This window comes from Lipingzhangella rawalii, assembly GCF_031628175.1.
In the GTDB taxonomy this organism is placed as follows: Bacteria; Actinomycetota; Actinomycetes; order Streptosporangiales; family Streptosporangiaceae; genus Lipingzhangella_A; species Lipingzhangella_A rawalii.
Genome location: NZ_JAVLVT010000008.1, coordinates 158,195 through 183,069 on the forward strand (window position 1 = coordinate 158,195; position 24,875 = coordinate 183,069).

General features: G+C 68.0%; 25 protein-coding genes and 1 tRNA gene. 5 read left to right on the top strand and 21 right to left on the bottom strand.

The features are described from left to right. The first annotated feature begins 64 nt into the window (after positions 1–64). On the top strand, positions 65–931 hold the full coding sequence (locus RIF23_RS16345) for a universal stress protein (protein WP_310913426.1): 867 nt from the start codon (positions 65–67) through the stop codon (positions 929–931). A 10-nt stretch (positions 932–941) separates the two neighbouring features. On the opposite strand, the gene RIF23_RS16350 is transcribed toward RIF23_RS16345, so the two are convergent. The 4 genes from RIF23_RS16350 to RIF23_RS16365 all read right to left on the bottom strand — a co-directional run bounded on the left by RIF23_RS16350 (position 942) and on the right by RIF23_RS16365 (position 5,746). Beyond that, the gene (locus tag RIF23_RS16350; RefSeq protein ID WP_310913427.1) at positions 942–2,702 is read right to left on the bottom strand and encodes a sensor histidine kinase; all 1,761 of its coding nucleotides are present in this window, start codon (positions 2,700–2,702) and stop codon (positions 942–944) included. An 87-nt stretch (positions 2,703–2,789) separates the two neighbouring features. After that, entirely contained in the window at positions 2,790–3,668 is an 879-nt protein-coding gene (locus RIF23_RS16355; RefSeq protein ID WP_310913428.1) for a universal stress protein, read from the bottom strand. Positions 3,669–3,812: 144 nt separating this feature from the next. After that, positions 3,813–4,520, bottom strand: a complete 708-nt coding sequence (locus RIF23_RS16360) for a CBS domain-containing protein (RefSeq protein ID WP_310913429.1) — start codon at positions 4,518–4,520, stop codon at positions 3,813–3,815. Positions 4,521–4,771: 251 nt separating this feature from the next. Then, positions 4,772–5,746 carry a universal stress protein gene (locus RIF23_RS16365; protein WP_310913430.1) on the bottom strand — a complete coding sequence of 325 codons (975 nt, stop codon included), beginning with the start codon at positions 5,744–5,746 and terminating at the stop codon, positions 4,772–4,774. Between the two features lie 310 nt (positions 5,747–6,056). Here RIF23_RS16365 and RIF23_RS16370 point away from each other — a divergent pair, with 310 nt between their 5' ends. Together RIF23_RS16370 and RIF23_RS16375 are read left to right on the top strand one after the other, a co-directional pair. Beyond that, the gene (locus tag RIF23_RS16370) at positions 6,057–7,052 is read left to right on the top strand and encodes a helix-turn-helix transcriptional regulator (protein ID WP_310913431.1); all 996 of its coding nucleotides are present in this window, start codon (positions 6,057–6,059) and stop codon (positions 7,050–7,052) included. Positions 7,053–7,111: 59 nt separating this feature from the next. Beyond that, on the top strand, positions 7,112–7,636 hold the full coding sequence (locus RIF23_RS16375; RefSeq protein WP_310913432.1) for a hypothetical protein: 525 nt from the start codon (positions 7,112–7,114) through the stop codon (positions 7,634–7,636). A gap of 130 nt (positions 7,637–7,766) precedes the next feature. Here RIF23_RS16375 and RIF23_RS16380 read toward each other — a convergent pair whose 3' ends face one another. From RIF23_RS16380 to RIF23_RS16425, 10 genes are all read right to left on the bottom strand, one after another. Then, entirely contained in the window at positions 7,767–9,308 is a 1,542-nt protein-coding gene (locus RIF23_RS16380; RefSeq protein WP_407659488.1) for an AbgT family transporter, read from the bottom strand. Between the two features lie 697 nt (positions 9,309–10,005). Beyond that, positions 10,006–10,092, bottom strand: a tRNA-Ser gene (locus RIF23_RS16385). Between the two features lie 61 nt (positions 10,093–10,153). Next, positions 10,154–10,675, bottom strand: a complete 522-nt coding sequence (locus RIF23_RS16390; RefSeq protein ID WP_310913433.1) for a SigE family RNA polymerase sigma factor — start codon at positions 10,673–10,675, stop codon at positions 10,154–10,156. 141 nt (positions 10,676–10,816) lie between these two features. After that, positions 10,817–11,074 (bottom strand): DUF6504 family protein, encoded by a 258-nt coding sequence (locus RIF23_RS16395; RefSeq protein ID WP_310913434.1) that lies wholly within the window; start codon positions 11,072–11,074, stop codon positions 10,817–10,819. Between the two features lie 69 nt (positions 11,075–11,143). Next, positions 11,144–12,001: a DivIVA domain-containing protein gene (locus RIF23_RS16400; RefSeq protein ID WP_310913435.1), complete on the bottom strand. Its 858-nt coding sequence runs from the start codon at positions 11,999–12,001 to the stop codon at positions 11,144–11,146. A gap of 4 nt (positions 12,002–12,005) precedes the next feature. Beyond that, positions 12,006–12,563, bottom strand: a complete 558-nt coding sequence (locus RIF23_RS16405) for a hypothetical protein (protein WP_310913436.1) — start codon at positions 12,561–12,563, stop codon at positions 12,006–12,008. Positions 12,564–12,636: 73 nt separating this feature from the next. Next, positions 12,637–13,506: an N-acetylmuramoyl-L-alanine amidase gene (locus RIF23_RS16410; protein ID WP_310913438.1), complete on the bottom strand. Its 870-nt coding sequence runs from the start codon at positions 13,504–13,506 to the stop codon at positions 12,637–12,639. A 152-nt stretch (positions 13,507–13,658) separates the two neighbouring features. Beyond that, entirely contained in the window at positions 13,659–14,114 is a 456-nt protein-coding gene (locus tag RIF23_RS16415) for a hypothetical protein (protein WP_310913439.1), read from the bottom strand. Between the two features lie 259 nt (positions 14,115–14,373). Continuing rightward, entirely contained in the window at positions 14,374–14,577 is a 204-nt protein-coding gene (bldC, locus tag RIF23_RS16420; RefSeq protein WP_017600591.1) for a developmental transcriptional regulator BldC, read from the bottom strand. Positions 14,578–15,170: 593 nt separating this feature from the next. Continuing rightward, entirely contained in the window at positions 15,171–15,914 is a 744-nt protein-coding gene (locus RIF23_RS16425) for a hypothetical protein (RefSeq protein ID WP_310913440.1), read from the bottom strand. A gap of 367 nt (positions 15,915–16,281) precedes the next feature. On the opposite strand from RIF23_RS16425, the gene RIF23_RS16430 reads away from it, so the two are divergent. Next, a complete protein-coding gene (locus RIF23_RS16430; RefSeq protein ID WP_310913441.1) occupies positions 16,282–16,527 on the top strand; it encodes a DUF3073 family protein in 246 nt (81 codons plus the stop codon). Between the two features lie 160 nt (positions 16,528–16,687). On the opposite strand, the gene purM is transcribed toward RIF23_RS16430, so the two are convergent. From purM to RIF23_RS16445, 3 genes are read right to left on the bottom strand one after another with little or no spacing between them, the layout of a single operon-like run. Next, positions 16,688–17,773 (bottom strand): phosphoribosylformylglycinamidine cyclo-ligase, encoded by a 1,086-nt coding sequence (gene purM / locus RIF23_RS16435; protein WP_310913442.1) that lies wholly within the window; start codon positions 17,771–17,773, stop codon positions 16,688–16,690. Between the two features lie 12 nt (positions 17,774–17,785). Then, positions 17,786–19,210: an amidophosphoribosyltransferase gene (purF, locus tag RIF23_RS16440; RefSeq protein ID WP_310913443.1), complete on the bottom strand. Its 1,425-nt coding sequence runs from the start codon at positions 19,208–19,210 to the stop codon at positions 17,786–17,788. A 44-nt stretch (positions 19,211–19,254) separates the two neighbouring features. Next, complete coding sequence (locus tag RIF23_RS16445) at positions 19,255–19,728, bottom strand: sterol carrier family protein (RefSeq protein WP_310913444.1); 474 nt, start codon at positions 19,726–19,728, stop codon at positions 19,255–19,257. 342 nt (positions 19,729–20,070) lie between these two features. Here RIF23_RS16445 and RIF23_RS16450 point away from each other — a divergent pair, with 342 nt between their 5' ends. Continuing rightward, positions 20,071–20,688: a DUF47 domain-containing protein gene (locus tag RIF23_RS16450; RefSeq protein WP_310913445.1), complete on the top strand. Its 618-nt coding sequence runs from the start codon at positions 20,071–20,073 to the stop codon at positions 20,686–20,688. A gap of 110 nt (positions 20,689–20,798) precedes the next feature. Here the strand turns inward: RIF23_RS16450 and pstB are convergent, their stop codons facing one another. From pstB to mshD, 4 genes are all read right to left on the bottom strand, one after another. Beyond that, complete coding sequence (pstB, locus tag RIF23_RS16455) at positions 20,799–21,578, bottom strand: phosphate ABC transporter ATP-binding protein PstB (RefSeq protein WP_310913446.1); 780 nt, start codon at positions 21,576–21,578, stop codon at positions 20,799–20,801. 45 nt (positions 21,579–21,623) lie between these two features. Then, complete coding sequence (gene pstA, locus RIF23_RS16460; RefSeq protein ID WP_310913447.1) at positions 21,624–22,706, bottom strand: phosphate ABC transporter permease PstA; 1,083 nt, start codon at positions 22,704–22,706, stop codon at positions 21,624–21,626. Next, positions 22,706–23,671 (bottom strand): phosphate ABC transporter permease subunit PstC, encoded by a 966-nt coding sequence (pstC, locus tag RIF23_RS16465; RefSeq protein ID WP_310913448.1) that lies wholly within the window; start codon positions 23,669–23,671, stop codon positions 22,706–22,708. Before pstC ends, pstA begins: the two co-directional genes overlap by 1 nt. Positions 23,672–23,837: 166 nt before the next feature. Continuing rightward, a complete protein-coding gene (gene mshD, locus RIF23_RS16470; protein ID WP_310913449.1) occupies positions 23,838–24,839 on the bottom strand; it encodes a mycothiol synthase in 1,002 nt (333 codons plus the stop codon). Positions 24,840–24,875 lie beyond the last annotated feature (36 nt).

Genomic DNA, 24,875 nt, shown 5'->3' on the forward strand with positions numbered 1-24,875 from the left:
CGGTGCGGGACGCCCCACAGGGCGGAAACAGTCGGGCGCACGCAACAACAGAGGGAGGCCACCGATGACAGCGCCGATCCTGGTGGGCGTGGACGGGTCCCCCGGCAATGAGCGAGCCCTGGACTGGGCCGTGGACACGGCCCTGCTGCGGCAGCGGGAACTGCGCCTGCTGCACTCCGCCTGGGTACCGATGATGGAACCGGCCTTCGTCGGCCGGGAGCACCTGCTGCGTCAGAGCGCCGCCATCCTCGAGGAGGACGCCCTGGCTCGGGTGCGGGAACGCGCACCAGAACTGCACGTGTCCACCTCACTGAGCTACGATCCCGCGGCCAATGCCCTGGTGCACGCCAGCTCCGACGCCGAACTTGTGGTGGTGGGGATGCGGGGCCGCGGCGGCTTTCCCGGTAAGCGCTTGGGGTCGGTGTCTTACAAGGTGGCCGCCCATGCGAACTGCCCGGTGGCGGTGATCGGCCAGGAACGCCCCGTGCCCACGGACCCTCCACAGATCGTCGTGGGACTGGACGATTCCCCGCACGGCCGGGCGGCCCTGGCAGCGGCCTTCGCCGAGGCTCGGATGCGCACCGCCCACCTTCGGGTGGTCTACGCGGTGCGGATGCCCACCGACTCCCTCGCCGAGGTTCTCCAGCACTCCGGCTACGAGTGGGACCGGCTGCGCGCGGAGTACGAGTTCCAGGCCGAACAGATCATCGCCGGGCTGCGGGAACGCCACCCGGAGGTCCCGGTCACCGTCAGTATGCGGTGGGACGACGCCACCCACGCCCTCACCCAGGATTCCATGGCCGCATCGCTGCTGGTCGTTGGCGCGCGGGGCCGGCACGCCTTCGCCCGCTGGGCCTTGGGCTCGGTCGCGCACGGAGTGCTGAACCACGCCTACTCGCCGGTGCTCGTCGTGCACGTAACCGACGCCTGACCCGAACCGGTCAGGTGTTCGCCCCGTCCGGCGGGGACATCTCCGGGAATAGATCGTCCGGAAGCGGGACCTGCCAATACAGCACGGTGCCGCCGGTATCCCCAGGTACGGTCCGCAGCGTTCCCCCGAAGTTCTGGGCGCGCTGTTCAAGGTTGCGCAGCCCACTGCGCTGCACCTGCGCGGGTATGCCACATCCGTCGTCCCTGACTTCCAGTATCACCCGGTCGTGTGCCCGCACGTGCACCGTGACCCGCGAGGCCCGGGCGTGCTTGGCGATGTTCGACAGGGCCTCGGTCAGCACCGCCAGCAGCTGTTCACCCACGTCCTCCGGGATACTACTGTCGATCGGGCCGTCCAGATTCAGGGCGGGGGAGAAACCGAGGTGCTCGGTGCCCGCCTGCACGACGTCCAGGATCTGGTTGCGCAACCAGGGCCGTTGCTCATCCCCACTGGACTGGAGCGCGAAGATCGTGGAGCGGATCTGGCGGATGGTCTCGTCCAGCTCGTCCACTGCGTTCTGCACCCGCGCGGCCGACTTGTGGTCCTCGATGCGGCGGACTGTTCCCATCAGGCTCGTCGCCGTCGCGAACAGGCGTTGGATCACCACGTCATGCAGGTCACGGGCGATGCGGTCCCGGTCCTCCAACACCACCAGCCGCTCCGCGTCCGCCCGAGCCTCGGCGAGTTCCATGGCCACCGCCGCGTGCCCCGCGAAGGCATGCAGCATGTGCACTGTCGAGGAGGAGAACTGTTCGCGCCCCGGTCCGCGGCTCAGGATCAGCAGTCCGCGTGCCGACCCGGGCACCCCCAACGGGATGAACACGACCGGGTCCAGGTCCAGCCCGCGCAGCAGGGGGGCAGGATCAGAAGCGTCCCGCAGCGACGAGTAGCCCACGGGCTGACCATCACGGAACGCGCGGCCGGACAGTGTCCCCTCGATGGAACAGGACCGGCCCCGGACCTGCTCGGCGTTGCTTCCCTCGGCAACCATCACCACCAGTTCGGCGGGCTCGCGAGGCAGTGCCAGGGCGGCGATGTCGGCGTCGGCCATGCGCCGGGCCCGGTGGGTGATCAGTTCCAGGACCTGATGCGAGTCCGAACCGGACAACAGCCGCCGGGTGACCTCGTCGGAGGCGTCCAGCCAGGTCTCGCGGCGGCGGGTCTCCTCGAACAGGTGGGCGTTCTCGATCGCGACTCCGGCCGCGGTGGCCAGGGCCAGCACGATGGCCTCGTCATCCTCGTCAAACTCCACCCCGCCACGCTTCTCGGTGAGGTACAGGTTCCCGAACACCTCTCCCCGCACCCGTAGCGGCATCCCGAGAAAGGTGCGCATGGGCGGGTGTCCCCGCGGGAATCCATGCGATTCCGGGTGTTCGCTGAGGTTCCGCAGCCGCAGCGTCTGCGGCTCCTTGATCAGCAGCCCGAGCAGGCCCTGACCATGCGGCCAGTGCGCGATTCCAGCGATCTGCTCCTCATCCAGCCCCACCGGGACGAACCGGGTGAGCTGCCCGTCCTCCCCGATCACTCCGAGTGCCCCGTAGCGCGCGTCAACCAGTTCCGTGGCCAGCTCCACGAACCGGCGCAACATGGTGTCCAGGTCCAGACCGCTCCCGATGTCGACAACGGCCTCCAACAGTCGACGCATCCGGTCGCGGGTGGCGACCACATGGTTGAGGCGAGCCTGGAGCTCGCCCAGCAGTTCGTCCAGGTGTAGCTGGGGCAGCGGGATGTTCCGGTCGGTCGCTGCGTTCGGGCCCTGTTCCCCGCCCATGCCGCTCCCGTCACGTCCGTGGGCTGACGATTCCAGTCTCGCGGACAGTACAGAGCGTGTCCAGGTGAGGTGCGGAACAGGGGGTGTCTAGGGGCTGGGGACCACCGCCACGGGCGACTCCGCGTGGTGCAGAACCGCATGGCTCACCGATCCCACCAGTAGTCCTGTGAATCCACCGAACCCACGGCTACCGACCACCAGGAGCTCAGCGGTGCGGCCCTGTTCGATCAGTACCTGGCGGGCCCCACCACGGACCACCGTCGGGGTGACCTCCACCGTGGGTGGGTGGTCCTCGGAAGCGAGAAAGGTGCCCAGACGCTCGCGAGCCTGCTGCTCACTGTCCGCCCGGGATGCCGATGGCGTGTCCGCATCGACGCTCGTCCAGCGGCGTGGTGGTTGCCAGGCCAACACCGCCCGAAGTCCGACATCCCGCGTCGCCGCCTCGGCGAGAGCGAAACGCAGGGCTGCACGGCAGGACGCGGATCCGTCGATCGCGGCGACGATCTCCCCCTCGGGACGGGCCGAATACGCCTCGGGAACGCTCACCACCGGGCCGAGCCCCAGGGCCACCAGCTCGGTGCCGGCGGAACCGATCAGTACGGCACCCACACCGCCCAGACCCCGGGAACCGACCACCATCACATGGGCCCTCCGCGCCTCCGCGGCCAGGACCGCGCGGCGGAATCCGGACACGTACTCCCCGGAGACCACGACCTCCGGGACCGCCTCCCGTGCTCGCGCCACCGCGTCGTCGACGATCCGCTGTGCGGCGTTGGCCAGTCCCGAGTCGGGCGGGCCGCCTGCCGGTGGACCGAGGTACACCTTGAACATCGGCCACTCGAAGGCATGCACGATCCGCAGCGGCCGGGCGTGCCGCCTGGCCGCGCCTGCGGCCCAGTCCACCGCGAGAAGCGCCTGCTCGGAGCCGTCTACCCCAACCACGATCGGGCTGGGTTGCGGGTTCATCACACGGATCCCTTCCTCGTCGCCGGCTCCGCGGGCACCGCGGAGGGGCGTCGAACCAGCGGCGCGCCACGGTGCGGTCCGCTGGTCCCGGCCTACGGTGCTGCCCGGCCGGGACCGGCTCGTGGCGGGCTATGGGAAGTGGCCTCAGATGGGGCGGGGAGCCGACGGAGGCAGCATGTCCTCCGTGATCCAGGTGAGCCGGTCCTGGATTCCGACCAGGCCATCCACCGTACGCACCATCTGGGTCACCGTTACACAGTGGCTGCGCTGTTCCAGCACACCCTCCAGCGTGACCATGCCGTCCTCGACAGAGTAGGAAAGCCGATCCGTGTCCAGCCACGGCGGCGCGGTGGCCAAAACAGACTCGAGGTCCTGCCGAATGTCCTCGTCGGGACGGACGAACACCCGCAGCAGGTCCCGGCGGCTCACCAGGCCGACCAGGTGGGCGTGCTCGTCCAGGACGGGCAGCTGGCGTACGTCGTAGCGGTCAATCATGCGGGCGGCGAACACCACGGTGTCCTCCGGCGAGACGGTGACCACGTCCGTGGTCATGACCTCGCGCGCGGTGTGGGCCTGGGCTTTGGTTTGCGGACTAGACGAGCCAGTTCGAAGCAGGCGACGTAGCCGCGAGCGCAGCGATTCGCCGTGGGCACCGTCCGGTCCCCCCGGAAGGTACTCCTCCTTGCGCAGCAGGTCTGTCTCCGAGACAAGCCCGACGAGCCGGTGTCCCTGGATAACCGGAAGGGCGGTGAGGTTGTCGTTGACGATGTGCTCGGCGAGGTCCTTGAATGTCGCCTCTGGGGCGACCGTGGTGACGTTCCGGGTCATCACGTCGCGAACGATCGTGGTCATGGGGGTCCTCCCTGTGTTCGTGACCTGGTTTAACGTTAGGTTTCGGAGGGCGCCGGCGGCAGAGAACTACGCCCCGAGGTCGTGGGACCTTCGCCCCTTCGTTGTCGATGGCTCGTTTCCCGACGGCGTCGAACACGCCGCAGGCGAACGGGGCGGCCCCTCGGTTCGGACGGGTTGGGGCGCGCCCACCGGTTCGCGTCCCGTAGGGGGCGCTTCCCCACCCACGGTGCGGGCCACGAAAGTGGGTCGGTCTACGGCGCCCCCGCGGACTGCCATGTCGTGTCCTGCGCCGGTTCCGCCACCGAGACGTCCTGGTTCCGGACCACGACTACGGGCACAGTGGCGTGCTGAAGTAGTGCCTGGCTGACCGAGCCCAGCAGGAGACCACGGAATCCACCGCGCCCACGGGATCCAACCACCACGAGCGCGGCTGTGGCCGATTCCGTAAGTAGAACGTGCGCCGGATGGTTCACCCCGATCACGATCTGCACGGGCACCTCCGCGGTGCGCGTGGATCGGGCCTCGGCCACCAGGGTTTCGACCCGGGCGTGGGCGCGGGAGCAGGCCTCCTCCTGATCGACGGTGTACCCCGAGGCGGCCAGCGCGGCCGGGTCGAGGGGAACCGGAACGTACCAGGCGTGCACCACGGTCAGTGACGCGTCCCGGCGCAGGGCCTCGTCCAGAGCGAACCGCAGCGCCGCGTCGGACAGTTCCGATCCGTCCACGCCCACGACCACGTGGCCCATCCGTTCCGCGGTGTGCGACGCCGCCGGCGGGATTACGGCGACCGGGACGGGTGCGTGGGCGGCGACGCGCAGCCCCACGGAACCACGGAACATCGCCGAGATGGTGCTGAGCCCACGGGATCCAACCACCACGAGTGTGGCTGCCGGTGCGGCGTCCAGCAGGGCGGTGGCCGGGTCACGTTTCGAGACGTTCGTGCGTACTGGCAGATGTGGATGGGAGGCGGTCACCCGGCGCGCGGCTTCCAGCAGTGGCGTATCCGAGGCCAGGGTGGACTCCTCCTCGGGGGGCGGCTCCGCGGGGAGGTAGGGGACTGCCGGACCCGGGTCGTTTCGCGCGAATAGCAGGTGTAGTTGGCCGTTGCGCAGTGTGGCCTCCTCGGCCGCCCAGTCCAGTGCGGTCATTGCCGGAGCCGACCCGTCGACGCCAACGAGGATTTCCGGCCGCTCGGATACGGGCACCTGTTCGGGTGGATGTGACATGGATTCGCTCCTGACGTCGTTGCGGCGGCAGCCCGTCCGGGCCCTGCGGAGTGGGGTCAATCCCTCTCCGGAACCAGGGTTGTCGGCTGTCCACATGGATTCCAGAGTCCTGAGGCCGTGGTTGCACGGGGCCTTCGTCCCAGATCGGATCCACACCACCCCGGGCCGGGCGCGCCACGGGGTGGGGACGGTATGGAGTCCCGCGGACGCCCGTGTGTCCTGACCCCGGTCCATTCCACTTCCCAGGCTCGGGTGGGCACCGCCGCGGCCGTAGCTGCGCGGCAAGGATCACCAACGTAGGCTGGTTCGTGTGCGAAGCGAGCGCCTGGTCGCCCTGATGTTCACCTTGCAGAATCGGCGCCGCGCCACGGTAGCGGAGCTGGCCGCCGAGCTGGAGGTGTCTCCGCGCACCGTGCACCGTGACCTTGCGGCGCTGCATGCCGTGGGAGTTCCGCTGTGGAGCGAGTCGGGGCGCCACGGCGGGGTGGGACTGGTGGAGGGATGGCGAACTCGGCTGGATGGGCTCAGTGCCCGCGAGGCCGTCACCCTGTTATCCATGACCGCTCCACAGGAGTTGGCCCACCTGGGCCTGGGGTCGGCGGTGACGGCGGCCCAGGCGAAGCTCACGGCCGCCCTTCCCGCATCCCTGCGCGACCAAGCCCAGCGGCTAGCCCGACGGTTCCATCTGGACGCCCCGGGGTGGTTCCGCGACGGTGACGACACCGAGCAGCTCGCACCGGTTGCCCGGGCCGTGTGGGAGCAGCGGCGACTGCGGATCACCTACCGGCGCGGTGACGGCACCGTACTCCGGCGGGTGGACCCGCTTGGCCTGGTCCTCAAGGCCGGGATCTGGTACCTCGCGGCCCGGGTCCTGGGCGAGGACACCAGCAAAGACCCCAGCGCCAGGCCGGTGCGTACCTACCGAGTTGGCCGCATCCTCGCGACCGAGGAGCTGGGAGTGGGCTTCCCCCACCCCGCGGATTTCGACTTGGCCACGTGGTGGGCGACATCGGCGGCCCACTTTGAGCGTTCCATCTGGCGCGGCACCGTGCGGCTGCGCCTCAGCCCGGCCGGAACACGGCTTCTTGCGCGGATCATGGAGGCTGAGAGCGCCACGTGGGCCCTGGAACAGGCGCCGGATCCCGAAGCCGACGGCTGGGTCGAGGTGCGCGTGCCCATGCAGGACCCGGAGATCACCGCCCACCAGCTGTTGGCGCTGGGGCCGGACGTGGAAGTTGTGGAACCCCCCGAGGTGCGTGCCCGGTTCGTCGAGTACGCTTCCCGCATGTTGGACAGGCACCGCTAGTCCAGCCTTTCTGCTGGTAGGGGTGCAGTTTGGGCAGATCCTGAGCCATCCTGGGGCGCATGACGATCCCACACGGACCCGCAGCGCAGCAGTTCGTCGGCGCGATCCACCAGGCCGCGGCGAATACCCCCTACACCTTCGTGCCCACCGAGCAGGGGTTCGATCTCATGATCGACCTGCCCCGCTGGCACGTGCGTATGAACGAACGCCTGTTGCAGCGCACCTTCGTGCACCGGGTGAAGCTCAACGAAGCCAAGCGGACCTTCACCATCACCCAGACCGAGCACGCCGTCACCTGGGGCGCCTACGGGCCGACGATCGGCGTGCAGGTGTCCGCCTTCCTTGGGCGCAGCCGGAACTTCACCTTCGGCGCGTCCTACGGACCGCGAGCCGACGGCAGCTTCGGCCAGACCGGAGGGTTCACCTTCGACTCCGAGGAGGGGCGACGCCTGATCAGTAACACCGGCCAGGCCCTGGGCTGGACGGAACGGATGAACACACCGGCCAAGATCGGACTCGGCTTCGCAGTGTTCGGGTTCGTGGGTGCTCTCGCGGCAGCCGTGGGGCTCCTGCTTTTCCTGTGAGCCATGGCGCTGCCGCGGTCTGTGCCAGAGGGACCCCGGGGCCGGAGGACGCCACCGTGGATGATGGTTCCCGAGCCGAGGGGGTGGGTGAGCCCCGCCGGATCGACGCGACCCACCCACGTGGACCAGATCAGTGCACGGGCACGCCGGGTCCGAGAGGAAGCCCCAGTGCGTACCAGCCGAGGAAGAACAGTGTCCACATCACGAAGATCGCCACCGAGAACGGCAGTGTCAGCGACACGAGCGTCCCGATTCCGCTGTCCCGCCGGTAGCGCTGCATGAAACCCAACACCAACACGAAGTATGGGCTCATCGGCGTGATGATGTTGGTGGAGGAGTCAGCGATCCGGTACAGGGCCTGCGTGGTCTCCGGGTTGATGCCCAGCAGCATCAACATCGGCACGAACACCGGCGCGATCAGGGTCCACTGTGCCGAACCACTGGTGATGAACATGTTCAGCAGTGCCGCCAGAGCGATGAAGCCCACGAACAGGACCGACGTGGGCAGGGCGAGATCCCCCAGCCACGCCGCCCCACGGATCGCCAGCACCTCGGCCATACCCGACCAGTCGAAGTAGGCGAGGAACTGCGCGGCCGCGAAAAACAGCACCAGCACCGGCGCGAGGTCCCGGATACCCTTCGCCATGTACACCGGAACGTCGGCCGGCTTCGTCACGGTGCCCGCCACAATCCCGTAGGCAACACCGATTGCCAGGAACACGATCGCCAGCACCAGCGCGATCTCCGACACCAGCGGCGACGCCATCACGGTTCCGTCCTCACCGCGGAACCACGACTCCTCCGGAACCAGCGCTGCGAGGAACATCCCCGCCGCAACGAGCAGGGTGAGGCCGGCGGCCACCAGCCCCCAGCGCTCCGCAGAACGCAGGGCGAGGCTGCCCAGCTCGTCGCCGGCGCTCTCCTCACCGTCCATGCCCGCGGTGCGTTTCCTCAGGAGCAGCTCTGTCACCAACGTGATGAGCAGGGCCAACATCACGGCGCTGCCAACGTTGAAGAAATAGTTGGCGATCGGCGTCACGACGGCGTCGTCGTCAACGAGCCGTGCCGCCTCCGTACTGATGCCGCCCAGAAGCGCATCGGTGGGCACCACGAACAGGGTCGCGTTCCACCCGGCCGACACGGCCGCGAAGGCCACGACGATACCCAGCGTGGGACTGCGTCCCACAGCCTGGAACACCACCGCCGCCAGCGGGATCAGCACAACATAGGCGGCGTCACTGGCGACGCTGCCGCAGATGCCGACCAGGGCGACCGTGAAGGTCATGTACTTCGCCGGCACCCGGACCACGCTGCCGCGCAGCAGCGCGTTGAGTAGCCCCGTCTGCTCGGCGACGACGACGCCGAGCATCATCACCACGATGAGGCCGAGCGGCGGAAAGTTGACGTAGTTCTCGATGGCATCACCGAAGATCACGTCAATGCCGTCCGGAGACAACAGACTGCGCACCTCGATGCGGTCACCGTCGACCGGGGAGACGGCGAACGCACCCAGCCGGCTCAGCAGCTCGCTGAGCAGGATCACGGCGACAGCCATCCCGGCAAACAGCCAGAACGGGTGCGGAAGCCGGTTCCCAACGCGTTCGATACCGCGCAGGAAGGCCAGGACAAGGGACAGTGATCTGCCTGGTGGCTTCTCGGTGGTGGTGGCCACGGACACACTCCTTTGCTGTGCCGGGGCCGCGGGATGGGCGGCCCCGGCACGGACAGAACCTCATGGGATAGCCCCATTGTGGAGTCACATCAGGTGATGATCCCAACTGTGTGGTCTTAGTTGCCTGGTGTCGTGCTCCGGGGCACACGCATCCCCCGGGGTGCGGCGGGCATGGTGAAGCGTCCATGTCGGAGTGTGGTCCACCCGTACACCGGTGCGGGGCTGGGTTCATCTCCTGGTGGGTGCGGTGTCGCGGGAGGTTGGTGGCGGTGATTGGGTGGCTGTGTGCGTCGTGTGTCTGTGCGTCGTGGTGGACGCTGCCGGCGGCCGAAAGCCGACACGAAGAGCATCCGGGCCGCACTATCCCCGCGGAGGGATTCTGGTTCTGGTGGTTGGTGAGTCGTGCGGGTGGTGTCGGCCGCCGGCGGCGTCGCGCCCTGGGGGCGCTCCCCCGCACGACGGCCAGCGGGAGTATTGGGGGCACGGTGGACGTGCCCCGGCCGGCCGGGAGATCCCCCACCCCGCTGGCCGTCCTACGGGGGAGCGTCGCAATCGGCTCAGGACGCGGCCAACCGCGTGGGTGCAGCCCTTTTCGGCTGACCTGAGGGGCGGCTGAGATACGGCCAACTGCAACTAGGAATGCAACTAGAGGCAAATCGGGGGGTTCGACGCTGAGCGTCGAACCCCCCGTGACCTGCGGAGGATGAGGGATTCGAACCCTCGAAGGAGTTGCCCCCTAACCGCATTAGCAGTGCGGCGCCCTAGGCCACTAGGCGAATCCTCCCGGCTGCGATAAGCGTACCGACCTGCTAGCAATCCAGCAAAACGAAGCTTGGAGCGGACCGTTATCGTCCCAGATCCGGCTCCGCTGCCAGCTCCGTGTCTTTGCGCAGCTTGGCCACGGCCCGCGCGACCGTGCTCTTGACCGTGCCCACACTTACCCCCAGCATGCGCGCAACCTCTGCCTCGGTGCGGTCCTCGTAGTACCGCAGCCGCAGCGTGGCCTGTTGCCGCGGCGGCAGTTTGGCCACCGCCCGCTCCACCGCGTCCGCCAGGTCACTGTGCCAGGTGGGGTCCTCGGTGAGCTGTTCCGGAATCTCGGCTGTCGGATAGATCTCCAGGCGTCGGCGGCGCCATTCCGAGATCTGCGTGTTGGTCATGGCCCGACGGACGTAGCCGTCCCGCGCACGGGGGCTGGAAATCCGGTCCCACGCGAAGAAGGTCTTCACCAGCGCGGTCTGGAGGAGATCCTCGGCGTCTTCCCGATTGCCCGCCACGGATATCGCCATGCGCAGCAGGGCCGGGCCGCGGTCCTCGACGTAGCTCGCGAACTCCGCGTACCGGGCGAGCGGGATCGACTCGGCCACACAACCACCGACCAGTGCCGTGGGGGCACAATGCCGCATTTGCGGCGGTACCCACCGTGTTGATCATTCTTGTCCCCACTGTCGCACGAAGTCAGTAATCAGGACCCACGATCCATCTCATAATCGAACAAACTGTCCTGGTCAGCTCCAGTTGCGCCGGAGCATCCAGCGCTCCCGGTCCGGGTCGAAAGCCAGGTCCGCGATACTCGCGTGTCCGGTGTCGGATTCGGACGCAACCCGTACCAGGCGCCCCCGCGCCGGGCCTGTGCGGGTTTCGCCGGCTGTCTCCCAGGTCTCGATCACCCGCCGTACCCGGTACAACTCGCCCCGCCAGGTGAACAGGGCCGGGTGCCCGCCCATGGTCGCCGCAACATCGATGTGCTCGTTCAGTAGACTCACACCTGCACCGTATCGAACACAGGTTCGATTTTGGTGGATTTTTCAGTCCGTGTCGCCTGACGTCGTATCTCACTCCAGGCCGCGGCGGCGTAGCTCGGCCACGATCCGGTCCAGGAAGGTGTCGACATCGCCGGGATGGTAGCTGGCCCCGAACCGCACCACCGGAAACTCCACGGCCTCGACCTCGGTGGCGGTGAGCCGCTGCTGGTCACCGACGCCGTGTGGGTCAGTGGCCAGTGTCGCTTCCACGCGATCCAGGAATGTGTCCACCGCCTCCTCGGCGTAACCGGGGCGCAGATAGACCGTACGGAACAGTACCCCACGCACGTCCGCCGTGGTCAGTTCCGGGGCCGTGCCGGCCACGGTGTCGGCCGCGTTACCCGTGTCGGTCCCGTCCGGCGGCCCGGCCTCGGGATGACCCCCGACGTGCTCGGGATCCTCGGTGGTCTCCTCGCTGTCGGTGGCCGACTCGGTGTCTCCGGGCGCGTCCCCCGTGCTGGGGGTGCAGTCGTCTGATGCCGCATCGGTCTCGGGCGCGGCCTGCTGGGTAGGCTGCGGCTGGACGGCGTTGGCGGCGTTGGCGGCGTTGGCGGCGTTGGCGGCGTTGGCGGTGCCGACTGTGTGTTCCGAGGCCACGGCTTCGTATCGGGTTCGCAGTTCGTAGGCGACGCGCAGGAGGAAGGCGTCAACTTCGGCCGGGTTGTAGCCCACCTGGAACACGCGGGTGCGGGGGAAGGTATGCTGCGCGATCTCCTCGGCCGTCAGCGGTGGTGTCTCCGGGCCCACGGCCGGATCTGTTCCGTCGCGGTGGGCCAGCGTTGCGGCGACCCGGTCCAGGAACGCGTCCACCTCATTCTCGCGGTAGCCGGCACGGAGCCACGTGGTGTGGAAGCGTGCCTTCTCTACATCATCCGACGTCAGTGGCATGAGCTCAGTGACCAACCCGCCCCTCGAGACGGGCGAGCTCGGCGATCATGGACGTGACGTGGCAGTCCACCTGCCGTCGGTCGATCCCGCGTAGCTGAACCGGGAGCATGCGGTGCACGGCTTCGGCGTCGCTGGCTGTGATGAGCACGGTGGAACCGTTCCCGGACCGTAGGGCGCACAGGCTCGCATCGAGCCGCACGATCAGATCCTCCACCTCCGTGGGCGCGTAGCCGCGCAGCACGGTGGGGAAGGTGGGGTGCCGGGACGACGTACGCGCCACCGTGGCCTGGGGGTCGTCCTCCAGCCGACGGAGTGTCGCGATCATGGAGCTGAGATGGGTGTCCACCTCGGCGCGGTTGTAGCCACGCCACACGGTCCCCAGGCTCTGGTGGGCGGTCTCGGCGTCCGTTGCGGACAGTGTTCGGGTCGGGGGCTCACCGTCGGTACGACGTAAGGTTGCGATGTTCTCCTCCAGCCCGGTCATCAGTGCGTCCACCTCGTCCCGGTCGTAGCCGCGCAGGACGATGTTGAATGCCGGACGGTCTGCGTGGGGAAGCGACATGGGACCATTCTGTAGCGTTCGGCAACAGGCGCTGTAAACGCGGTCATGGCCGGTTGCGGCCAGTGCGTCCCGGTCACAGGTGGTTCCGGATCGCGGTGTCGATCGCAGTCGCAGCATCGGCACGCCACGACTCATTGGTCAACAACTCGGCGTCCTCGGCGTTGCGCATGTTTCCCGCTTCCAGGAAGACGGCCGGTATCTCGGACAGGTTGAGTCCGCCCAGATCTCCCCGCACGTCGATGCCCTCGCTACCGACATAGTCGGCAACCGGCATGTCCGTACCGTCGCGGAAGGCATCGCGCAGGGACTCCGCGAAATCCAGCGAGGGTCCGGCAATGTCCTCGGTGTAGTCCGGCAGCAGCTCGGGTGCGATGACGTGGAAGCCGCGTCCGGTGGGAGGGCCGCCGTCGGCGTGGAGGGAGAGCATGAGCTCGGCGTCCGCGTCGTTGGCGATGGCGGCGCGTTCGTTGATGCAGGGGCCGACACCGTCGTTGTCCTCGCGGGTCAGTACCACCTCGGCTCCCGAGTCGCGGAGCTCCTCGGCAACCTGCTGCGCAAGCTCGAACGTGAACTCGTGTTCCGGGTAGCCGTCGCTCGTGGCTGCTCCCACAGTGTTGCAGGCCTTCGTCTCCGGGCCCGCATCCACCTCGCGGTTGATCTGTTCCGGGGCGTCGGCGTTGCCGCCGTTGTGCCCGGGGTCAACCACGATCGTGGTTCCGGACAGAGGGCCCTCGCTTTCGGCCGAGAGCGCGTCCGGGGCTTCGGCGGTGGGGGCGTCGGGCTCGGGCCGGGGCAGGGTGGCGGTGCTGTCCGCGTCGTCCGTGCCCCCGGGAAACGCATCCACATCTGAGGCTGCGCCGCACGCCGTCAGTGCCAGTGCCGCCACGGTAACCACCACGCCGTGTGCGACGCGACGGTGGCGAAGGCGGGTGCGGCTGAGCATGGATGTCAATCTCGGAGCGGGCGGAATCGGCCGTGTCCAAACCTATGCCATCATCCGCGACTGCGGTATGTGGGAGCCCCCGGTGGTGGGAATCCCGTCCCGCTCCGGTTGGTCGCAGCTTCCGCGCCGCAACCAACCGGAGCGGGCCGTTCCTACAGCAGGCCGTCCGTAACGTCGCCCACGTCGTCGGTGTCCACACCGTCGACGACGTCACCCACGTCGTCCAGGTCACCCACGTCGTCGAGATCACCCAGGTCGTCGAGATCACCCAGGTCGCCCAGGTCGCCGATGTCGACCATGTCGAGTAGCTCCACCAGCTCGGTCAGCTCCTCGACGTCAGCTCCCTGCAAGAGGGTGAGCAGCTCGTTCACCTGGGCAAGGTCGACACCGTCCACCAGCTCGGCGAACTCCGCCAGCTCCTCGGGGTCCGTGCCCTCCGGAAGCTCGGGGATCTCGTCCGGCACCTCATCGACGACGTCATCGGATATGTCAACCTCGGGCTCGTCCGGAGCATCGGCCGGCTCGGGTTCCGCCGCGGCGGGTGCGGCGGAGAACAGCAGTCCGGACGCGGCAATCGTGCTGATCAGCAGGGCCTTGTTGGATGTCATGCGTGAACTCCTCGTGAGTAGTGCGTCCCTACGGTGGCGGCACCGGTTCGTGCGCCCCGCTAGGCCCTGTTCCCGAGGACACCCCAATAGTCACTATATGAAGTTTTATTATTACTCAAGGTGAATATCGCGGCTGATGTTCCCGGAGCAGACACGTGTCGGGGCGAGTGATTCCACCCGCCCCGACACGTTCAAGGTTGCTGCGGACTAATCCCCCCGCTTGCCTGCCCCCCGAATGCCCTCGCACGGACCGGGGAGTCTACTCGGTGCGCTGGTTGGGGATCCCCGCCAGGAGTGCGCGAACTTCGGTCTCCCGGTACCGGCGGTGCCCACCCAGGGTTCGGATCGAGGTCAGCTTGCCGGCCTTCGCCCAGCGCGTGACGGTCTTGGGGTCCACGCGGAACATGGTGGCAACCTCGGCAGGGGTCAGCAGGGGCTCCGCCTCGGGCGTGCGAGTTGACATGTGTACGGCCTCTCCTCCTGGATCTGTGTGCCGATCCTGAGCCTTATCCTGGCACTTGGCCCGGATGTCCAATATTTACCGCTGGGTCTATATTGGCATCACCCGAGGTGATTGCGCGACCACTTAGTGCGACTTTCTCGGTGAAGCTCACCCAAACCTGTCGATGGTGCGCGTCACGCTGAGTGATTCTAGCGATACGTTTAGTGTCATGTGGCAGATTCGGTCAAAAGTTGGTTCTCCGGCCCTGTTTCACTCGATCCGAGGGGACGTGAGTGGTACCGCGCACCCGGTGCCGGCGGGCGTTCAGCCCCCGGGCGCGTGTCGCGCTAGCTCCCTGACCTGGGGTTCTCATTCCGTGCTGCCGAGGTGAGGGCGGTGGCCAACCTCGCGAAGAAATCTGGAATGCCACGTGCGCGTCCGACTCATGGTCCCGGCGCGTCGTTACGGAGCGTGTGTCGGCGTGTCGGCAGTCTAATCTGTCCAGATCATCCGTGTCTGCCCATATTCACGATGGTGCGGGAGCGTCCCGCTCCCTCCCGGTCTGGTTATGGGACCAGGACGCGCCCGACACGCCGAGGGCTACCCCAGCCTTCTCAGTTGGCGCGTCCCAGGGACCGCACCGCACGCCACCGCCGAGTCAGCCGGCGGTGCATCGCCACCGCGACCCCCTGCTGCTCCTGTTCGAGTCCCGTGACGACCGCCGACATCTCGGCCACCGAATGGTCGTTGGAAAGATGCTCGTCACCGAGTAGGCGCACCAGCCCGGCATAGTCGAGTTCCACCAGAGAGCTGGGATGCCAGTGGTGCAGCCAGTCCTGCACCTGGTGCACCTGCCCGGGCAGCGAACCACCGTCGGGCAGCTCGGCCACATCGAGGGCACGGACCGCCCGCTGCACCCGCTTACGGGCGCTGGCCATGTCCGTGACATAGAGCAGGGTCCTGGGCGGGGCAAGCACCTGCTCGGAATCCCTCCCGTCCCCATCCGGGCCGCAGGGACGCGGATCCTTGCCCGAGCCGAGGAACAGGCAGCGCTCCGACGCGTCGAACGGCACCAGCCATGCCAGTGGAACTTCCCACGTGTGTGTTCGGATCTGGGTTCGGGTGGAGTTGCCCGCGTCGCGCCACTGCTCGAAGTCGCGACGGGAGCGCTCGGACACGGAGACGGGGAGCCACTCCCGGGCGAGATGGGCGGGAAGCTGTTCGTGGGCGTCCTGGACGGCCAGCCAGGAACGCAAGCGCGTCTGCCAGGGGCAGATGAACACCTGTCCGCCCTGTCTGCGCACATAGGCCTCGGTGCTTTCCTCGGCCGGTGCGACAGCGGCGGGAGAGGCCGTCATCCGGCGCAGGCTATCCTCATGTTCGGCCGTCACCGCCGCTGCCCGCCGTGGGCGTCTCGGCGTGTCCGCATACGAGCGCCAGTGTGTGCGTTCGTGCGTCGGGAACGCTGGCAGCGGCTGGTACACGCGGAGATAGACGGTGTACGGCAGGAAGGGCAACACGCACGTATCCTGGCATACCCGCACAGTAGGCGCTCCCGCGGGGCCGTTGCCGCGCGTGGGCGGGGCTGCGTAGGCACGGTGGTGGCAAAGCGGGTACGGTTGTAGCAGGATGTAGGCTGGCGCCGCTCGTCCGTGCGGCAGGGTGGCGTGCAGCCCGGCGGGCTAATGACATGGGGTTTACCCAATCGTTGAGGGGGTCGAGCCAATGGGGCGCGGCCGAGCCAAGGCCAAGCAGCAGCGGGTCGCCCGGCGGCTGAAGTACAGTGCCGCAGGCGGGACCGATCTGGATCGGCTGCGGGCAGAGCTGGGTGTCGCTGACGAGGACCGGCCGTCCAGGTACGAGCCGGACGGTAACTATGCGGACCCTTACGATGAGTTGGTTGACCGCTACGCGGATTTCGCCGATGGCAACCCGCGTGGCACGGCGGAGGATGAGTCCGACCGCCACTGACGCGCGGCGAGGTCGGCCGACATCCGTACGGAGTCGGCCGGCCTGTGCCTGTGTGGGAGGCTTGCGGTAGCAGCATCCGACAACGGTTCCGCGGACGGGCCGGTTGGGTGCGATCGGTCAGCGGTGCGTGCCGGGGCCGGCACTACGGCTGTCGCCACGATCATGATCGGGTCCCATGGGTGCCCACCAGGCGGGCACGTCCCTCTCCGGCGGTGGTCGTTCCCAGCTGCCAGGCCGGGATTCCCCGGTCCTGGAGGAGAGCGAGCGCCGTGTTCACGGAATCCTCGGCAACCACCGCGACCATGCCCACGCCCATGTTGAATGTGGCTTCCATATCTGCCCGAGTGACGGATCCCGCCTCGGCGAGGACCTCGAAGACCGAATCCGGGGCCCAGGTGCCGCGGTCGACGATCGCGTCGACCGTGTCGGGGAGCGCACGCTCCAGGTTCGCGGCGAGCCCGCCACCGGTAATGTGACTCAGCGCTCGTACCTCGGTGGTTCTGATCAACTCCAGGCAGTGTGCGGCATAGATCCGGGTGGGTTCGAGAAGGACCTCGCCCAAGGGGCCTCCCAGTTCGGGAACGTGGGAGTACAGATCCAGCCCGGCGTCCGCAATGATGCGCCGGACCAGGGAGTAGCCGTTGGCGTGCGGGCCGGACGAGCCCAGAGCCACCAGGGCGTCACCCGCGTGGACCCGGCGCGGCCCCAGGATCGCGTCGCCTTCCACGATCCCGGTTCCCGAACCGGCGAGGTCGTACTCGTGGGGCTCGAGCGCACCGGGATGCTCGGCTGTCTCTCCGGCCAGCAGGGTGCAGCCCGCCTGCTCGCACCCGGTGGCGATACCGCCGACGATGTCGGCGATCCGTTCCGGGACGAGGCTGCCGCAGGCGATGTAGTCGGTGAGGTACAGCGGCTCGGCGCCGCACACCACCAGATCATCGACAACCATTCCGACCAGGTCCTGACCGATGGTGTCATGCCGGTCCAGCTGCTGGGCCAGCATGACCTTCGTACCGACACCGTCTGTGGAGGTGGCCAGAACGGGGTCGCTGTAGCCGCTGGTGTCCAGGCGGAACAGGCCTGCGAATCCACTCTCCTCGGCGAGCACTTCGGGCCGACGCGTCCGTGCCAGATGGGCCCGCATCAGGTCCACGGCACGTTCCCCGGCGGCGACATCGACACCCGCGGCAGCGTAGGCGCTCTCTGCGGCGGGGCTGGAACTGGAGGGTGTGGCGGAAGAGGACACGCGGAGCCTTTCTCAGCTGGTCTGCTCGAGCAGGAACTTCCCGCGGGACTGCTCGTCAACCGGGATGGGGTACTCGCCGTCGAAACAGGCCCGGCACAGCTGGTTCTTCGGCACCTGTGTCGCCTCGACGAGATCGTCCAGGTGGATGTGGGCGAGCGAGTCCGCGCCGATCGTCTCCCGAACCTCTTCCGGGGCGTGGCTACTGGCTAGTAGCTCCGAACGGCTGGCGAAGTCGACACCGTAGTAGCAGGGCCACATGATCGGGGGGCTTGCGATGCGTACATGCACCTCGGCAGCTCCGGCCTCCCGCAGCATGCTCACCAGGGCGCGCTGGGTGTTGCCGCGCACGATGGAGTCGTCCACCACGACCAGCCGCCTGCCGGCGATGACCTCGCGCAGCGGGTTCAGCTTGAGCCGGATCCCGAGCTGGCGCAGGCTCTGGCTTGGCTGTATGAAGGTGCGCCCCACATAGGAGTTCTTCACCAGCCCCTGACCGTAGGGGATGCCACTGGCCTCGGCATAGCCCACCGCAGCCGGAGTGCCCGACTCCGGAACCGGGATCACCAGGTCGGCGGTGGCAGGGTTCCGTCGTGCCAGCCGGCGACCGATCTCCACCCGCGCGTTGTTAACACTGCGCCCCGAGATCGTGGTGTCGGGACGGGCGAGGTACACATACTCGAACAGGCAGCCCCGTGGTTCCGCCTGTGCGAACCGCAGCGACCGCACCCCCCGCTCGTCGAGGGTGACCAGCTCTCCGGGCTCCACCTCACGCACCATCGTCGCCCCGACGATGTCCAGGGCCGCGGTCTCGCTCGCCACAACCCAGCCGTTGTCCAACCGTCCCAGAACCAACGGGCGGATGCCCTGGGGGTCCCGCGCGGCGTACACGGTGGTCTCGTCCATGAAGACCAGGGAGAAGGCGCCCCGCACCAGCGGCAGTACCGCCAGCGCGGCATCCTCGACCGAACGGTTGGGGTCGTCGGCCAACAGCTGGGTCAGCACCCCCGTGTCCGTGGTGGAGGAGAGCTGCTCGGACCGCAGCATCGCCGCCAGCTCCGGGGTGTTGATGAGATTCCCGTTGTGCCCCAGGGCCAGCCCGCCCGAGCCGAAGGTTCCCAGGGTTGGCTGGGCGTTGTCCCAGACCGACGATCCGGTCGTGGAATAGCGGCAGTGGCCGATCGCCAGGTCTCCGCGCAGCGTGTCCAGGGTCGCCTCGGTGAAAACCTGGGATACCAGCCCCATGTCCTTGTACACGAGGATACGTTCGGAGTCGCTCAGTGCGATCCCAGCGGACTCCTGTCCGCGGTGCTGGAGCGCGTACAGCCCGAAGTAGGTGAGCTTGCTGACTTCCTCGCCCGGGGCCCAGACGCCGAAGACCCCGCAGGCATCCTTCGGCCCACGTGCATCGGGGCCAGGCAGTTCGTCGGATTGCGACACATCCCCAGCCTAGTAGCTGACCGGGCGCGTCGTGGCCAGCGGGGTCAGTTCCCGGGCTGGACCGGATACAGCGGAAGGACCCGGCCCAGATCCGTGTGGGCGCCACTCGCCGCCACCTCCCGGGCCGCCACCGCGTGGTGCCAGTCCAGGTCCCCGCTGCACAACCGCAGCCACACCTGGGGTGTGGTCTCCACAACACTGGGTGGAGTGCCGCGTGTGTGTCGTGGCCCCTCCAGGCACTGCGCCGCTCCGAATGGGGGGACCCGCACTTCCAGGGTGGATCCGGGGGCGCGCCGACCCAGCTCCGCCAGCGACCCGCGCACCGCCGCCCGGAGTAGTCCCCGTTCGGGGGTGTGGCCGGAAGCCAGGGCGTCCACCGCGGTGCGCACAGCAGCACACACCAGCGCGGACTCAGAATCGGGGCCAGCGTAGGCCGGCCGATGCAGCTCGGCGAGCTGCTGGTTCAGGACGGTGCGTAGCTGGGCACGGCGTGCCGCCGCGGAGTTCTGGCGAGCCACACGCTCGAGCCTAGCGGCTGTCCCGCGCGAGGGTCTCGTCTCCGACCGTCTGCGCCCCCCGTCCCGGGCCTGCCCGCTCCGAGGCCAAATGTGATCTCCGTCGCGTTTGTGCAGCTACTGCGGCCACATGGAGACGGGAGTGTGACCTCCGTGGGGGTGCCCAGACCCCGCTCGCGATCACTAGGATGAGTGCGCCCGCCCAAGACCCGAGTTGACCGAACGGAAGGGGAGTGGGGTGTCCGAGCACCGCGTGGTGCAACGCGGGGATGACCGTTTTCCCTGCTCCAGGCCCGTAGTATCCCCAGCGACCGGATTTTCCCAATCGCACCTCGGGAGACGGATGTGCGTCTGCGCCTGACTCCGCGCGATGACAGCTATTACGACATGTTCGCGGACTCCGCGAACAATCTGGTGACGGCTGCTCGCCTGTTGGTCGAGCTGATCAGCGACGGCGCTGACCGAGCGGCGATCACCGAGAAAATTCGTGCCTGTGAGCATACTGGCGACGAACGTACGCACGCGATCATGCGGCGCCTCAACGAGAGCACCTCCCCACCGCTCCACCGCGAGGACATCTACCAGCTGGCGTCGCGCCTGGACGATGTCATGGACGCGATGGAGGCCGCTGCCGACCTCATCGGGCTGTACCAGCTGGAGGAACTGCCCAAGGGCATCATTGACCAGGTGGAGGTGCTGGAACGCGCGGCGGAGGTCACGGCACAGGCCATGCCACGGCTGCGCTCGTTGAAGGATCTCACCAACTACTGGATCGAGATCAACCAGCTGGAGAACCAGGCGGACCAGATCTACCGCAAGCTCCTGGCGCACCTGTTCGGCGGTTCCTACGACGCCCTGACCGTGCTCAAGCTCAAGGACGTGATCGAGGAGCTGGAAGCGGCCGCGGACGCGTTCGAACACGTGGCGAACACGGTCGAGGGTATCGCTGTGAAACGGTCCTGACCGTGTCTGGCACGCCCGCCGTCCGGAGCCGGACGGGATCTATTTCCGGGAGATGGAGCAAGCGGCCGGGAGCGCAGGCCGGGGGTCGCGCCGACTGACCCTCGCCTGGTCTAGCCGAACCGGCCGGTGATGTAGTCCTCGGTCTCCTTGCGGTCCGGGCGGGTGAAGATCTTGTTCGTGTCGCCCATCTCCACCAGGTGTCCCGGTTTCCCGGTTCCGGCGACGTTGAAGAACGCCGTGACGTCACTGACCCGCGCCGCCTGCTGCATGTTGTGGGTGACCATGCAGATCGTGTAGCTCTCCCGAAGCTTTGCGATCAGGTCCTCGATTGCGAGTGTCGAGATGGGGTCCAGAGCCGAGCACGGTTCGTCCATCAGTAGTACGTCCGGCTCCACGGCGATCGCACGCGCGATACACAGGCGCTGCTGCTGTCCGCCGGACAGTCCCGCTCCGGGGCGGTCCAGCCGGTCCTTGACCTCCTCCCAGAGGTTGGCTCCATGCAGGGAGCGCTCCACCAGCTCGTCGGCCACGGCCTTGGACATCCGCTGGTTGTTGAGCTTGGCTCCAGCGATCACGTTGTCGTAGATCGACATGGTGGGAAACGGGTTGGGCCGCTGGAACACCATTCCGATCTTCCGGCGTACCGCTACCGGGTCCACGTCGGGGCCGTAGATGTCCTCGTCATCCAGCAGAACCGTGCCGCTGACCCGCGCACCCGGAACGACCTCGTGCATCCGGTTGAGGGTGCGCAGGAACGTGGACTTGCCACACCCCGAGGAGCCGATGAAGGCCGTGACCGAACGCGGCTCGATGGTCATCGAGACGTTCTCCACAGCCAGGAAGTCTCCGTAGTAGACGTTCAGGCCGGATACGTCAATACGCTTCGCCACTGTGCGTCCCAACTGTCGTCGAAGTGGGCCAGGGAACGGGGCCGCTCATCGTGCCTGCTTCGGTGCGAAGAGTCGCCCGACGAGTCGGGCGGCCAAGAACAGCAGCATCACGACGAGAATCAGGGTCAGCGCCGCTGCCCACGCGCGTTCGTAGTTGATGGCGTCACCCATCCGAACCTGGGAGTAGATGAAGACGGGCAGGGTCATCATCTGGCCGTCGAAAAGGTTCCAGTTGATCCGCACAGCCGAGGATCCAGCGGTGAGGATCAGGGGCGCCGTCTCCCCGATCACGCGGGCCAGGGCCAGCATGATCCCGGTCGTGATTCCCGAGGCCGCGGTTGGCAGTACGACCTTGAGAATGGTCAGCCACTTGGGGACCCCCAGCGCGTAGGCGGCCTCCCGGAGCTCGTGCGGCACCAGCCGCAGCATCTCCTCGCAGGAACGCACCACCACGGGGATCATGAGGACGGACAGGGCCACCGCACCCGCAGCGCCGCTGCCCTGCCCGGGACCGAACAGGGTCATCCACAGTGCGACCACGAACAGCCCGGCCACGATCGAGGGAATGCCGGTCATGACGTCGACGAAGAACACGATGGCCTTCGCGAGCCGGCTGTTTCCTCCGTACTCGACCAGGTAGATCGCGGTCAGCAACCCGATCGGGACCGAGATCACCGCAGCCATTCCGGTGACCATCAGGGTGCCCACGATGGCGTGGTACACCCCACCGGCGTCCATCGTGGGGGTGACCCCGTTCATGGACACGGTCAGGAAGTCCAGACTCATCCGCTGCACACCGTTGGTGACCACGGTCCACAGCACCGACACCAGCGGCACCATCGCCAGGCCGAAGCAGGTGTAGACAACCGCGGTGACGAAGCGGTCCTTGGCTTTGCGGCCGCCCTCGACCCGCGCGCTGGCAACCGTGATCGTCGTCGTATAGACGAGCAGCACCGTCACCGCGAGCAGCGGCAGCGAGAAGCGCCCCAGGGCCAGCAACAGCGCACCGACCAGGACCACACTGCCCGCGAGTAGGACGGGAGCGATGTGCGGCGGCAGGGTTCCCTGGGCCAGCTCGGCCGGACGGGAGCGCGTTGCGGCCGGACCGGGGGTCGTGGTGGCGGACATCAGCGGAACTCCTTGCGGCGTGCGATGACCAGCCGGGCCACCACGTTGACGACCAGGGTGATGGCGAACAGCATCAGTCCCGCGGCGATCAACGCGGAAACCCCGTAGCCCGTGGCTTCCGGGTACTGGAGTGCGATGTGCGCGGCGATCGTCTGGTTGCCGCTCTGGAGGAGGAACCAGGAGATCACCAGCGAGGGCGAGAGGACCATTGCCACGGCCATCGTCTCGCCCAGGGCACGGCCGAGACCGAGCATCACCCCACCGATGATGCCGGGCCGGCCGTAGGGCAGAACCGCGATGCGGATCATCTCCCACCGGGTCGCCCCAAGGGCCAGGGCGGCCTCCCGGTGGTCGCGGGGAACCTGGTGCAGAACGTCCCGGGAAATCGCCGTGATGATCGGCAGGATCATCACGGCCAGGACGATTCCCACGCTGAGCATGGTGCGTCCCGTGGTGGACACCGGCCCCGCGAACAAGGGAATCCAGCCCAGCGCCCGCTCCATGGCGTCAAAGGGGCCGCGCAGCTGCACCACGAGCCAGCCGATGCCCCACAGTCCATAGACCACGCTCGGGATGGCCGCGAGTAGGTCGACCAGGTAGCCCAGCAGCGAGGCGAGTCGCCGCGGCGCGTAGTAGACGATGAACAGTGCGATTCCGATGGCCACCGGGGTGGCGATCACCAGGGCGATTCCCGCGGCGAGCACGGTACCGAAGGCGAGCGCGGCGATCCCGAACGCCGGCTCCTCACGGGTGTTGGCATCCCACTCGGAGGTGGTGAAGAAGTTCGCCACGTTCGCGCTGAGGGAGTCCGAGGACTGGATGATCAGGAACGCGGCGACCCCAGCCAGGATCGCGAGGATAAGAATCCCGGAACCGCGGGCGGTATTGGCGAAGACGACATCGCCGACCCGGCGCTTGCCCCGGGGAATCCGCCGGGGCGCGGCGGATGGGTCCGTAACGGTCATGCACGACTCCGGTCGAAGTGGTCAGCGATTGCCGTCCCGTGTCACATGCGAAGGTATGGACCACAGGTGACCAATTCCCCCGGATAAGATGAACGTGAAGTGAACGGGTGACGTGTGCTGCCTCACCACGTCCCCGTCAGCGCCGGTCAGCGCCGGTCAGCGCCGGTCAGCTCGCCGCGGGGGCCGGCTGGTACATGACGTCGGCGTCCCAGAGGGTGAACCCGAGCCCGCCATAGAGATCGACGGCCGGTCGGTTGTCCTCGTCCACGAACAGCAGGACCCAGGGCAGGCCCCGATCCCGCAGGTAACGCAGCCCGGTCACGGTGAGAACCCGCCCCAGGCCCGTGCCCTGCCAGGCCGGGTCCACTCCGACCACGTACACCTCACCCACGGGCTCGCCCGGGGTCAGCCCGGCCCCGTCGGCGTGGATCTTGGTCCAGTGGAAACCCGCGATGTCCCCGCTCACCCGATCCTCGGCGAGGAAGAAGCCGTTCGGGTCGAACCATTCCTCGGCTTCCCGCTGTCGCAGGTCAGACAGGTGCAAGCCACCCTGCTCCGGGTGGTCCGCGAAGGCCCGGCTGTTCGTCGCCAGCCAGGACTGCTCGTCGGCCCCGGGGACGAAGGTGCGGATGTGCAGCCGCTCGGCGAGTTCGGAGGAGAGCTTCACCTCCGGCAGCGGCAGTGGCTCCCCGTTGTGGAGCCGCATCCGCATCCGCAGCAGCCCGCGTACCCGCTCCAGCCCGAAGGCACGGGCGAGCGCCTGGGCCGCCGGAAGCTGCCCGTGCGCCCAGATCCGCGGCCGCGGGTGCCCGCTGCGCGTGGACTCCTCCAGGAGGGCGCGCACGAGCTGGCCGCCCCGGCCCGCACCGCGCAGCTCCGGATGGACCACCAGCTCTGCCGCCGCCTCCTGCGGGCCGGTGACCTCGAGGAAGGCAACACCGGCAAGGCCCGCGGCACCCTGGTCCGGCTCGTCGGCGCGCAACAGTAGGAAACGTGCTTCGGTGGGGGGCTCGGTGTCGGTGTCGCCGGTTTGCTCCGGGCGGGCGCGCAGCAAGGTCTGCTCGGAGAACGAGGCCACCCGGTCCTGACGCTCGGCCTCGTCAGCGAGAGTCCGGATAGCCGCAGCATCCTGGGCGGGCAGCTCGGCTGCCGCGTACGTTTCGATCATGCATCCCATGATGCCCGAGGCCGCGGGTCGCTGCGG

Excerpts from the sequence above, each read along its gene's own strand:
- RIF23_RS16345 (WP_310913426.1), top strand. The coding sequence starts at position 65 with ATGACAGCGCCGATCCTGGTGGGCGTGGACGGGTCCCCCGGCAATGAG.
- RIF23_RS16350 (WP_310913427.1), bottom strand. The coding sequence starts at position 2,702 with ATGGGCGGGGAACAGGGCCCGAACGCAGCGACCGACCGGAACATCCCG.
- RIF23_RS16355 (WP_310913428.1), bottom strand. The coding sequence starts at position 3,668 with ATGAACCCGCAACCCAGCCCGATCGTGGTTGGGGTAGACGGCTCCGAG.
- RIF23_RS16360 (WP_310913429.1), bottom strand. The coding sequence starts at position 4,520 with ATGACCACGATCGTTCGCGACGTGATGACCCGGAACGTCACCACGGTC.
- RIF23_RS16365 (WP_310913430.1), bottom strand. The coding sequence starts at position 5,746 with ATGTCACATCCACCCGAACAGGTGCCCGTATCCGAGCGGCCGGAAATC.
- RIF23_RS16375 (WP_310913432.1), top strand. The coding sequence starts at position 7,112 with ATGACGATCCCACACGGACCCGCAGCGCAGCAGTTCGTCGGCGCGATC.
- RIF23_RS16400 (WP_310913435.1), bottom strand. The coding sequence starts at position 12,001 with ATGCCACTGACGTCGGATGATGTAGAGAAGGCACGCTTCCACACCACG.
- RIF23_RS16405 (WP_310913436.1), bottom strand. The coding sequence starts at position 12,563 with ATGTCGCTTCCCCACGCAGACCGTCCGGCATTCAACATCGTCCTGCGC.
- RIF23_RS16410 (WP_310913438.1), bottom strand. The coding sequence starts at position 13,506 with ATGCTCAGCCGCACCCGCCTTCGCCACCGTCGCGTCGCACACGGCGTG.
- RIF23_RS16415 (WP_310913439.1), bottom strand. The coding sequence starts at position 14,114 with ATGACATCCAACAAGGCCCTGCTGATCAGCACGATTGCCGCGTCCGGA.
- bldC (WP_017600591.1), bottom strand. The coding sequence starts at position 14,577 with ATGTCAACTCGCACGCCCGAGGCGGAGCCCCTGCTGACCCCTGCCGAG.
- RIF23_RS16425 (WP_310913440.1), bottom strand. The coding sequence starts at position 15,914 with ATGACGGCCTCTCCCGCCGCTGTCGCACCGGCCGAGGAAAGCACCGAG.
- RIF23_RS16430 (WP_310913441.1), top strand. The coding sequence starts at position 16,282 with ATGGGGCGCGGCCGAGCCAAGGCCAAGCAGCAGCGGGTCGCCCGGCGG.
- pstA (WP_310913447.1), bottom strand. The coding sequence starts at position 22,706 with ATGTCCGCCACCACGACCCCCGGTCCGGCCGCAACGCGCTCCCGTCCG.
- pstC (WP_310913448.1), bottom strand. The coding sequence starts at position 23,671 with ATGACCGTTACGGACCCATCCGCCGCGCCCCGGCGGATTCCCCGGGGC.
- mshD (WP_310913449.1), bottom strand. The coding sequence starts at position 24,839 with ATGATCGAAACGTACGCGGCAGCCGAGCTGCCCGCCCAGGATGCTGCG.